The 12,443-nt window shown below is 34.4% G+C and carries 7 protein-coding genes; 4 read left to right on the plus strand and 3 right to left on the minus strand.

Annotated features, from left to right (window positions below):
* The first annotated feature begins 22 nt into the window (after positions 1-22).
* Both LZF87_RS11080 and LZF87_RS11085 read left to right on the plus strand, forming a co-directional pair.
* Entirely contained in the window at positions 23-652 is a 630-nt protein-coding gene (locus LZF87_RS11080) for an NAD(P)-dependent oxidoreductase (RefSeq protein WP_244339073.1), read from the plus strand.
* A 36-nt stretch (positions 653-688) separates the two neighbouring features.
* On the plus strand, positions 689-1,252 hold the full coding sequence (locus tag LZF87_RS11085) for a DUF4256 domain-containing protein (protein WP_244339074.1): 564 nt from the start codon (positions 689-691) through the stop codon (positions 1,250-1,252).
* Positions 1,253-1,319: 67 nt separating this feature from the next.
* Here the strand turns inward: LZF87_RS11085 and LZF87_RS11090 are convergent, their stop codons facing one another.
* Positions 1,320-3,785 (minus strand): AsmA family protein, encoded by a 2,466-nt coding sequence (locus LZF87_RS11090; protein ID WP_244339075.1) that lies wholly within the window; start codon positions 3,783-3,785, stop codon positions 1,320-1,322.
* A gap of 134 nt (positions 3,786-3,919) precedes the next feature.
* Between LZF87_RS11090 and pheT the strand changes: the two genes are divergently transcribed.
* Both pheT and LZF87_RS11100 read left to right on the plus strand, forming a co-directional pair.
* Positions 3,920-6,349 (plus strand): phenylalanine--tRNA ligase subunit beta, encoded by a 2,430-nt coding sequence (gene pheT, locus LZF87_RS11095; RefSeq protein WP_244339076.1) that lies wholly within the window; start codon positions 3,920-3,922, stop codon positions 6,347-6,349.
* A 171-nt stretch (positions 6,350-6,520) separates the two neighbouring features.
* Positions 6,521-7,237 carry a hypothetical protein gene (locus LZF87_RS11100; protein ID WP_244339077.1) on the plus strand — a complete coding sequence of 239 codons (717 nt, stop codon included), beginning with the start codon at positions 6,521-6,523 and terminating at the stop codon, positions 7,235-7,237.
* Between the two features lie 53 nt (positions 7,238-7,290).
* Here the strand turns inward: LZF87_RS11100 and LZF87_RS11105 are convergent, their stop codons facing one another.
* A complete protein-coding gene (locus LZF87_RS11105) occupies positions 7,291-9,630 on the minus strand; it encodes a DUF7619 domain-containing protein (RefSeq protein WP_244339078.1) in 2,340 nt (779 codons plus the stop codon).
* Positions 9,631-9,753: 123 nt separating this feature from the next.
* Positions 9,754-12,441 carry a DUF7619 domain-containing protein gene (locus LZF87_RS11110; protein WP_244339079.1) on the minus strand — a complete coding sequence of 896 codons (2,688 nt, stop codon included), beginning with the start codon at positions 12,439-12,441 and terminating at the stop codon, positions 9,754-9,756.
* Between the last annotated feature and the right edge of the window lie 2 nt (positions 12,442-12,443).

Consider the following 12,443-nt stretch of genomic DNA (forward strand, 5'->3'; position numbering starts at 1 on the left):
TCATCGTTAAATCATAAAAATAATGAAAATACTGATATTTGGCGCGTCGGGTTTAACAGGTTTACAATTAACTCAACAGGCTGTAGAAAAAGGACATCAGGCTACTGCTTTTGTAAGGACTCCTGAAAATTTCCATCTGCAAAATCCGAATTTAACCGTTTTTAAAGGTGATGTAACCGATGTAGATGCTGTTGAACACTCCATTGAAAATCAGGATGCCGTTATTTGTGCATTAGGAGCCAAAACGCCTTTCATAAGTGATCCTGCCCTGATAGCAGGGATCAACAACATTGTCAATGCCATGAAGTCAAAAGCCGTAAAGCGTTTTGTTTATCTCTCATTCATCGGTGTAGACGACAACAAAAAAGGATTTGGATTCTTAGCGAATTACATAATGCCACTTATATTGGAAAAGGCTACTCAGGACCATAAAACCAAGGAAAAAATAATTGAGAGCAGTGATTTGGACTGGACTATTGTGCGAGCTCCCAAGTTAACCAATGGCAAATTTACAGGCGAATACAGAGTAGGTGAATCTATTTTATCAAATTCGTTACTGTTTACCATCTCCCGAAAAGATTTAGCTCAATTTATGCTCTCAGTGGCAGAACAAAATCAATATATCAAGCAGAAACCCAGAATTATGTATTAACCCAATATTCTCTAATCAAATCAACACATTACAACAATGGCAAATAAAAAAGAATTATCTCAGGAACAACGCGAAGAACTGTTCAAAACACTAAAAACACGTTTCGAGAAAAACATGAACCGTCATGAAGGCTTTGAATGGACAAAAATGCAAGCAAAATTGGAAGCCAATACAGACAAACTCTGGTCCCTTAATGAAATGGAACAAACCGGAGGCGAACCTGATGTGGTTGGTTATGATAAAAATACAGACGAATTTATTTTTTATGATTGTTCCGCAGAAAGTCCTAAAGGCAGAAGAAGTCTGTGCTACGACCGTGCTGCCCTTGACTCTCGAAAAGAATATAAACCAGCAGACAGTGCTCTTGACATGGCCACTTCGATAGGCATTGAACTGCTAACGGAAGACGAATACCGAGGAATGATGAAATTTGGTAAATTCGACTCAAAAACATCAAGCTGGGTGAAAACACCTGCCGATATCCGAAAACTTGGAGGTGCGGTCTTCTGTGATTTCCGTTATGGTACAGTCTTCCTTTATCACAATGGTGCAGAATCGTATTATGCTGCCAGAGGATTTCGAGGCTCTTTAAGAGTATAAATTCGGAAAATGAAATATCTTTTGATTTAGATGTTTATTAATCTAAGTAAGCAACTGCTTTGAATCCTTATTTAATTTTAAGGGTTCGAAGCTTTACTTTCACTTTTCCGTCGGGACCATCAACAGCCATCAAATGAACTGACATTCCTTCGTCCCTTTTTTTCTTCTTAGTTTTAGCATTTTTGATGTTTTTGTCTTTTTGTGGATCGCGTAAATAAACATCAACTAAAAGATTTGTACCTTTTTCAAGAGCATAAACTCCACTTAAATCAAAATTTAAAACACTTGTGTTGATTTTCATAGGACTTATATAAACCTTTCTATTACTTATTTTAAAATCTCCTTTTAAAATCTCAAAAGTTACTTTTTTAAAATTCCGCTTTGGAAACACTTTTTGTCCAACATTCTCAATGGGCTTGAAATTAATAAAGGCACCATTCTTTAAAACAAAATTAAGATTTCCGTTCAATGAGTTTCTCGCAATACCGCCATTATCTTCAAGGATTCCATTAAGACTGGTATTCAGATCGATAATACCGGTAATGTTTTTATAGTTAATGGTAGAAGATCCGAAATTATCAAATGAATATAGCAAATCCCTGATATCCAATTTCGATACATTTACACCGAGATTAAAATCATCATTTTTACCGGTACGATCAATTATTCCGTTAAGGTTGATAGCTCCATTTCCTTTGCGGATGGCTACTTTTTCAATCGTAATATTGTCGCTAGATGTTTTTATGTTTGCAACCGCATTTGTAGCTGCAAATTTTTTATAAGTCAGTTTATTGATTTTCAGATTAAGAGACAGATTGCTGCTATTAAGTGCTTTTTCTAAAAAGTCGGATCTGTTCTTTGTTTTTGTCGTTTTTTTTGTCGTTCCTTTCTTATTCTGTTTCAGCATAAAAATAAACTCCGACAAATCTATTTTAGGACAATTGATATCCAGGTTCAAAACTATTTTTTCAGGATTATCGTAATACAGATTCATGAAATTCCCTGCATAACCTTTCATCTGAAACTCACTTTTCGGGGTTTTAAAACCAAAAGTCCTTATGTCGAGTTTATCCTGGGTAAATTTCATTTTTAAATTACAGTCAGCAACACCGAACTTACTGCGCCCATAAGTAAAATCCGAATTCAAAATACTGACATTCCCAATAATAAAAGGCTTAGAGATTTTCAAATCAACCACGTTCGCTTTAAATTGTACTGAAACAGTAGCTTTCCCTTTTGTAAATTGAAGCAGGTCTTTAGAGAAAATCGAATTAAAAGCTGTGACGTCAAAATCACTTTTTACAGATCCTGATGCTGTTGGTTTTTTCAGATTAAAAATCATCATGTCCTTTGTTGTGAACGGGATTCCTCTGTAATTCCCCCTAAAATCATGCAGAAATACGGCTGAATTCGGATCTCCGAAGATTCCGTTTTTCACATAGTTATTGGTAAATTCCCCTTTAAAATTACAATCATCGATGATTTCATTTTTTGTAATCAACTTATTGTTTTCCATGTTTGCAATCACATGAATAGAAGGATTGCCTTTGATATTAAGATTGCCTTTGATATTACATCGTACATCAAAAGGTTCTGACAAATTGAATTTATCTAATTTAGTTTTGATATTGTTGGACAACAAAGAAGAAGCTTCCCTCCATTGAATCGATGGACAAAAAAGCATTATTTTAAAAAGCGGATTGTTTTTTGAAGTTCCAAATGTTGCTTTGACTTCAAAAGGATTATTTCCGATATTCAGTTCGTTAGAGTAAATGCCTATTTGTTTTTTTTCACTTTCATAAACAACATCTAACTTTCCTTTAATAGATTTCTTTTCTGCAAAACTGCCTCTTGTCGTATTAAACGCCATGTTATTTACAAACGTTTTCACATCAACAGCTGCTTTCCATCCTGTTTCATTGCGGGACATAAGCACCTCCAGGTTTGATGTTTTGAAATTGAAATTTTTCTTCTTGATTTGATTCTCAGAAATAAATGTAACATCTGTAAAGTCGATTTCGTCAATATTTACTTCTAAAGCAGATTTTTCTTTTTCCTCCTCCTTTTTCTTTTTCTTGAAATTGGTAAAAACGGACACGTTACTATATCCCTTTTCATCGGCATAAATATCAATAACCGCATTTTTAATGGTCAGATTGTTTACCGAAATCGTTTTCTTTAAAATCGCCCAAGGTGAAACTTTTGCATACACTTTATCCGCCTTTAACAGCGTTCTCTTATGAAGATGCCACAGGCTGTCTTTAACGGTTACATTTTTAACCTGGACAGTCAGACTCGGAAACCCCTGAAATAAGGAAACTTCCAAGTCTCCTATCTTTATTTCTCCTGTACTTTTTTCGTTAATTAATTCGGTGAGATTGTTTTTGATTTTGTCTTTTCTGGCAGAAAGATAAATACCTAATCCTAAATATATTAAGACAAACAAAAGTAACAGTACGCCAAAGCCCTTCAGCAACATAAAAAGAACCTTGTTCCTTTTAATTGTATCGTACAAACCTACTTTCGTTTCCAAATGTGTAAGTGTTTACACAAATTTAAGAAAATATTAATTTAGAAGTACTCAATTTCATACATAATTGCTCCCTGTTTTGTAGCAAAAAATAACAGACAATTATTATCTTTGCAGACTTATAAAACGATACAGAAATGCGCATATCATACAATTGGTTAAAACAATTCATCAAAATTGACTGGAACTCTGAAGATACTTCTGCCCTGCTTACTGATTTAGGTCTTGAAGTAGAAAGTGTAGACAAATATGAAAGCCTTAAAGGAGGTCTGGAAGGTGTTGTAGTTGGTCACGTACTTACCTGCATTCCACATCCGAATGCCGATAAATTAAGAATCACTACTGTCGATTTAGGCAACGGTAATGCGCCGGTTCAGATTGTATGTGGAGCTCCTAATGTTGCAGCCGGTCAAAAAGTTCCTGTGGCTACCATCGGAACGAAATTGTATGACAATGAAGGAAACGCTTTCGAAATCAAAAAAGGAAAAATCCGCGGAGAGGAAAGTCACGGAATGATTTGCGCCGAAGACGAATTAGGTCTTGGTGAATCTCATGACGGGATTATGATTCTTGCCGAGAATCTTGTTCCGGGAACTCCTGCTTCCAAAGTATTCAATATCGAAACCGATGAGGTTTTCGAAATCGGATTAACGCCAAACCGTGCCGATGCGATGAGTCACCTAGGTGTTGCCAGAGATTTGCGCGCAGGGTTAATTCAGAAAGGAAATCATCATTCTGAATTGATGACTCCTTCTGTGAGTAAATTTAAAGTTGAAAAACGTACGCTGAAAATCGACATAAAAGTTGAAGACACAAAACTGGCGCCAAGATATTGCGGAGTTACCATATCGGGTATCACGGTTAAACCGTCTCCTAGTTGGTTGCAAAACCGTTTGAAAGCAATCGGTTTGACTCCGAAAAACAACGTTGTTGACGTTACCAATTATGTTTTACATGAATTGGGACAGCCATTACACGCTTTTGACGCTGCTAAAATCAGAGGAAATAAAGTTATTGTAAAAACACTTCCTGCCGGAACTAAATTCACCACTCTTGATGAAGTTGAAAGAACACTTCACGAAGAAGATCTGATGATTTGTGACGAAAGCGGACCAATGTGCATCGCGGGTGTTTTCGGAGGAAAAAATTCCGGCGTTACTGAAAACACGACTGCTATTTTCCTTGAAAGTGCTTACTTCAACCCAATATCGATTAGAAAAACTGCTAAAAGACATACTTTAAGTACGGATGCTTCTTTCCGCTTCGAAAGAGGAATTGATCCCACCATTACGGAATATGCGATGAAACGTGCTGCTCTTTTAATTCAGGAAGTTGCAGGTGGTGAAATCACTTCGGATCCTATCGATATTTATCCGAAAAAAATCGAGGATTTCTCTATAGTGCTGAATTTTGCTAATGTCAATAAGATTATCGGACAGGAAATCCCGAAAGAAACCATCAAGAAAATTTTAGTTTCTTTAGATATCAAGGTTAACAGTGTTTCTGATGCCGGCTTAGGATTGACAGTTCCAGCTTACCGTGTGGATGTACAACGTGAAATCGACGTGATTGAAGAGATTTTACGTGTTTACGGATACAACAACATCAACTTTACGACAAAATTAAACGCTTCTATTTCCAATACGTCCCGCACTGAAGATTACAAAATTCAGAATGTAATTGCCAACCAATTGGCTTCACAGGGATTCAATGAAATGATGGCAAATTCACTGACTTCTCCTCAGTACATCAGCTTAACTGAAAAACTGAAAGAAGAGTATAATGTAACGATGCTGAACCCGTTGAGCAATGATTTATCGGCTATGCGCCAGTCATTGTTGTTTAGCGGTTTAGAGGCTGTATCTTATAATATCAACAGAAAAAAATCCGATTTGAAATTATTCGAGTTCGGAAAATCATACCATAAAATGCCTTCCGGTTATACCGAAATGAAGCATTTAACGTTATTCGTGACCGGAAACCGATTAATGGAAAGCTGGACCACGGCTGAAAAACCGTCCGACTTCTTCCTGTTCAAAGGTTATATTACGGCAATATTATCCCGTTTGGGAATTGAAAAAACTACAACTCAACCGTTGGATAATGATGTTTTTTCGGAAGGAATTGCGTTGGCTGTAGGCCAGGAAACCATTGTTGAATTCGGAACCGTTAAGAAATCGATCCTTAAACATTTCGACATCAAACAGGAAGTTTTATTTGCCGATTTTAATTGGAGTGAAGTTTTAAAACTAATTTCGAATAAAATCAAGTTTGTTGAAATTCCGAAATATCCTGAAGTACGCAGGGATTTAGCTTTGTTGGTTGACAGTAATGTACAATTTGAACAAATCTACTCCATTGCAAAGCAAACAGAAAAATCGTTGCTGAAAGACGTTAACTTATTTGACGTTTACGAAGGAAATAAACTTCCTGAAGGTAAAAAGTCTTACGCGGTAAGTTTTGCGATTCAGGATGCTTCAAAAACACTTACTGATGCACAGATTGATAAAATCATGAGCAAATTGCAACAGAATTTCGAAAAAGAAGTTGGCGCTCAGTTACGATAAGCTTATATAAAGACCACAAATACAATTTTAAATCCTGCAAAGTTTTCGGACTTGCAGGATTTTTTTTTGCAAACCACCCAACAAAAACCTTTACAACTACTTGATAATCAGCATTTAAATTACTAACTTAGAGTCTACAATGAATGTTTATTTCTCCAAAAAAACATTACCATGCTGCTTAAGAAAACAAATATTCATGAGAAGCTAATTAATCAGCGAAATAAATCCGGTTCTTACACCGATCCGGTAGCTTTTGCCAATTTATTATTAGCAGAAGACGAAAACAAAAGAATTGCCATTCGTAAAAAACTCGGTTCTAAATCAGAAGTCACAGAAAACATATTCGACTTTGATTTACTGGAAACCGACAGAATCTTTCACCTAAACCAGATAAAGGCAATCTGTATCGATTACCGCTTACGATTTTTAGACAGCCATCTTTATAAACTTCCTTTTCCCGAAGAAGCCGTCTCTAAAATAACAAATCTGGAAAAAAAGCATCATACTCAATTGTGTGGATTTAAGATGATTGCCCCTTCCAAAGTATTTCAATTAAAAAAATACAATGACCCGCTTTTATTTGCACCTCTTGGTAATGACTATTATTATTTAATCCACAAATGGGGAAATGACTTGCATCCGCTCAGAAAATGGCTGGTACTACCCTTCCGCAATCTTGGAACTCTGATCCTATTTTTCCTAATGTTGAGCGCCGTTTGCTGTTTGTTAGTGCCTGAAACATTTTTAGGAAAGTCAGACACTGCAACGATGAGGTTTATTTCCTTCCTGTTTATATTTAAATATTGGTGCGCTATCGGAATCTACTATGCCGTTTCAAGAGGTAAAAATTTCAATGTTAATATTTGGAACAGTGATTTTGGCGGATAAAAAAATCCCGACTACAAACTGTAATCGGGATTTCGATCTATAAAAAATATAAATTACTGTTTAATAAATTTAGTATTCGATGTTCCTTTATCCGAATTGATTTTGATGAAATAATTTCCGGAAGATAAACTGGAAACATCCACTTTTGAAACATTCTGTGCGTTTGGAACCACCAACACCAATTGTCCCAATTGATTGTAGATATTGATGGAACTTACTTCGATAGTCTGTTTGGTTTCGATGTTCAAAACGTTATTTACAGGATTCGGATATAACATAAAATAAGTCGCAAAACTAAAATCCTGAGTGCTTAATGTTTGGATCGTTGTAGTTGCCGTATTGGTTACGATCGGGAAGTTATAATCGAAATAAATGCTTGCTGAATTGCTGAAAGTATTTCCATTTACCAATGTCGGTTTTGTTTTGATTTTGAAAGCAACAAAGCCATCATTATTAGCATCGTCAAACGGTAAATTGATATTTTCGAAAATGAATTCCACTTTGTTACCATTAATTCTAGTATTGTAATTATGACTGCCTTTGATTGGTACAATTGAATTGATATCAAACTTGTTTGTATCAATCATGTCTTTGACAACAATATTTTCAGCTTGATAAGTTCCCGTATTTTCAAAACGAATCATGTAATGCACAAAATCTCCAACTTTTGATACAGGTATGGTTGTACCTTCTAAACATCTTTTATCATTAGGGTCAAAAGAGCCCACCACTGTTTGAGCGTAAGACCAACTATTATCATTCGGTCTTTCATCACTGTTTTGCAAAGAAACAGAAGCTGTATAATAAAGTATGTTACCATTATTTACTGGAGGATTGGATTGAGGAGAATTTAAATTAAAGGAAAGGGAAATTTCTCTTGTTTCAAATGGTGCCAAATTTGAATAATTCCACGTCACTACATTTGTTGTATGAGAAGTGTACGCAGGAATTGAACTGATTAAGTCTAAAACCGCATCATTGAAATTCAAAGTCACAACGCCTGATTCTAATGTATTCCCTTTATTTTTAAATATAATTTTATGTGTAACTAAAAAACCCGGTCTTGCCGGACAAGTAGGTAAAATAACAATTTCTAAATCAGGATGTGAGCCGTTTGAAGTTATACAAAAATTAGTATTATAAGGACTTGTCTGTGAAGGAAAATCTAAAGAAACTGAGGTCGGATTACATGTAAAATAAGACGGCTCTTCAAAAATTGGTGTAATCGTAGTGGTTCCATCCACAACCGGAATTACAAAATGTCCTGAGGTGTTTGCGGTTAAGCCCTCATTCGAACCATTTGTGTTAATAGCATATCTAAGGTTCGGAACTTTTGGATTACTACTATCACAATTAGTATTCAAATTGTAAATATTATCTCCCTGAATAATATTATAATTTCCTCCCGGTGTAAAAGAACAATATGAATTCAAATTACAATTACTATACCCATATTGATTTAACAATTGCTGATATTGATAGGTCTGCCCTTCGTCAACACATAAATAACGTAAAAACCTATTACCGGAAAAATTAGCAATGGTAGTATTTTCAATATGACCATTCTTGGTTATTAACGTCAGTAAATGATTATTGCTACAATTAAAATCATCAAGACTAATTAATTGTGAAAAATCTAAATCGACAAATAAATTATTATAGCACCATAGATCTGTAAGACTGGTTTTTCCGTTAAAATCTATTTCTGGCAAACTATTATTATGACAATAAATCCTAACCAGATTATTGGTGTTTTGAATATTTAAACTTGTTAATTGATTATCGTTACAATGTAAATGAGTAAGATTTGGAAATCCGGAAACATCAAGTGTAGTCAACATATTATTAGGTACCCAAAGTTCAAGCAAAGTCTGATGATTAATATTGCTTAAATCTAAATTTGTCAGGTCATTATTATCGAATCGCAACTTTTTAATACTGTTTAACCCATTTAAAGTTACACTAGTCACCGGATTACCAAAGGACGAGAATTCTTCAAGACGAGTAAGCCCAGTCAAATCAAAACTAGATATCAAATTATGTGCACAATATAGTATTCTCAGATTTGTCAACGAGGAAACATTAATACTGTTCAGACTATTTGATTCACATCTTAAAACAGTAAGATTCGTAAAATATTCAATACCTGATAAACTTGTTAAATCTGTATTAGACCATGAATCAAGATTTATCTGATAAACATTTAACGCTTCACTAACTTGAATTTCCAGGTCATTGTTGACATCAACTGTGAAAGTGGCACCATTGATATCTTTACAAACTGAATTCCATAATATTCTATTCTTCAGATTAACATCTCCGAATATGATTGTTTGAGCATTCACTTTACCAAACAACAAGAAAACAGTAAATAAAAAGCATAATTTTTTCATCTGTTATAATTTTAAGTCGCAAATATATCTAAATAAATTTAAACCATATTTTCTTACAATTAAATAACATTAAAAAATCCCAACTGTTTTCAGTTGGGATTAATCTATTATTAAATTGCGATCTTATTTCTTAATAAACTTGGTATTCGATGTTCCTTTATCCGAATTGATTTTGATGAAATAATTCCCCGAAGCCATACTGGAAACATCCACTTTCGAAACATTCTGTGCGTTTGGAACCACCAACACCAACTGTCCCAATTGATTGTAGATATTTATTGAACTTACTTCGATAGTTTGCTTGGTTTCGATGTTCAAAACATCTTTCACCGGATTTGGATACAACATAAAATAAGTCGCAAAACTAAAATCCTGAGTGCTTAATGCCTGGATTGCGGTGGTCGCAGTATTGGTTACAATCGGGAAGTTGTAATCAAAATAAATGCTTGCCTTATTAGTAAATGTATTTCCGACAGCCAAGGTTGGTTTTGTTTTGATTTTAAACACCAAATAACCATCGTTATTGGCATCATCAAACGGTAAATTAATGTTTTCAAAAATGAATTCCACTTTGTTACCTGAAGTGATATTAGTTACAAACGGATGACTTCCTTTCATCGGAACAAGCGAATTGATATCAAACTTGCTCGTATCAATAATGTCTTTCACCACAATATTTTCAGCTGGGAAAGTTCCTGTATTTTCAAAACGGATAAGGTAATGCACGTACTTCCCTACTCCGCTCGGTGCAATCGCTGCTCCTTGGAGACAGGTTTTGTCATTTGGATCGAAAGAATTAACTACCTTTTGATTTAATGCAAATGTGTTATCATTTGGCGTTTCGTCTGTTGCTGCCGAAGTAATGGTTGCAGTATAATTCAAAACATCTCCGTTATTTACAGCCGGAGTTTCTGTTGGGGAATTTACGTTTAAGGTTATAGTAATTTCTCTGGTTTCATAAGGTTTCAAATTGGTAAAATCCCAAATAAGATTATTAACAGTTTGATTTGTCGTAACTGGATTAACCGTTACTAAATCTAAAACGTCATCATTAAAAGTTAAGTTAACCGAACCTGATTGTGTTTGATTTCCTTTGTTCTTATAAACCAATTTATATTTTGCATCAAAACCTGGTCTTGCCGGACGTAAAGGCAAAAAAGTAACTTCTAAATCGGGATGGACACCATTGGCTGTCACACAAAAATCCTGTGTGAATGGGCTTGCTTGTGTTGGAAAAGTTACATTCACCAATGATGGGGAGACATTGAAATATGCTGGATTTTCTAAAATTGGAGTTATAGTATGTGTACCAGCCTGAACAGCGACTGTGTAATTTCCTGAAGTATCTGAGATAAAAGTTCCGCTATTTGTTCCATCGGAAATGCGGAACTTTAGGTTTTGAAATGCTGAATCCGAAACATCACAACCATTATTATTACCATCAAATTTATAATTTCCTTGGATAGTATAAAATTCACCTCCGGGAACGAATGAACAGTAAGTGTTTACATGACAATTTGTATATCCATATTCGTTGACTTTGTTTTGAATAGCATTTACTTGAAAATCATCTGCACAGATATATCTTAAATTTGGTATATTATTAAACCTAAATATGGGAGAATCATTTGCTGGATCATCATAATCCACATAATATTCATCAGAATTATTTTTTAAAAACAAGTATTCTAACGGATTATTACTACAATTCAAATTATATAAACTGGCAAGATCATTTAAATCCAATGACGTTAACTGATTATTTTCACAAAGCAATTCAGTTAAATTTGCAGCGTTAATCAAATTTAATGATGTGATTTGATTGTCACTACAATCCAAATAATATAAATTTGGATGACCATTGAAATCTAACGACGTTAATTGATTATGATGACAATGCAAAAGTCCTAAATTTGTAAGTCCATTTAGATTTAATGAGGTGAATTGATTATTACTACAATCCATATAAGCCAAATTTGTAAGACTACTTAGGTTTAGTGATGTGAATTGGTTATTATCACATTCCAGATTAACTAAATTTGGAAGGACATTCAAATTCAGTGATGTTAACCGGTTACCTCCGCAATACAAACCTATTAAATCGGTAAGACCGCTTAAATCCAGTGATGTGAATTGATTGTTACGACAATTCAAATTCCTTAAATTTGGAAGACCGTTCAAAGTAAGTGATGTTAATTGGTTAGAACCACAATATGCTTCATCCAAATTTGACAAACCACTTAAATTTAATGATGTCAACTGGTTATTTTCACAACGCAATGAATATAGATTTGTAAGACCAGCCAAATTTAATGATGACAATTGGTTGCCAGAACAAACAAAATTCTTCAAGCTTGTAAGACCAGTCAAATTAAGCGATGATAATTGATTTTCGGAACAAGAAAAAACCTCTAAATTTGTAAGACCTTCTAAATTGATTGATGTCAATTGACTACCCTCACAGTTCAATTCTCTTAAATTTGTAAGACCACTCAAATTCAGTGTGGTAATTTGTGTATACGAACAATTTAACTCTCGTAGATTAGTAAAATATCTTATACCTTCTAAACTAAAGATATTTGTATGAGGCACAATCAACTTTGAAACCATTTGTGCTTCTGCAACTTCAATTTCTCCATTGCTATTTGCATCAATTTTAAAAGGAGTATTCCCCAGATTATATGCAATATAATTTGAAGGAGTGGCTAATAATAGTTGTGCCTTAAAATTAGCATCCGGAAAGTTAACAATCTGTGCGTTAGCAGTAGGAAAAAGGCACAAAGCCATCAGTGCAAAGTAAATTTTCTTCATAA

This window comes from Flavobacterium enshiense (assembly GCF_022836875.1).
GTDB classification, from domain to species: Bacteria; Bacteroidota; Bacteroidia; order Flavobacteriales; family Flavobacteriaceae; genus Flavobacterium; species Flavobacterium enshiense_A.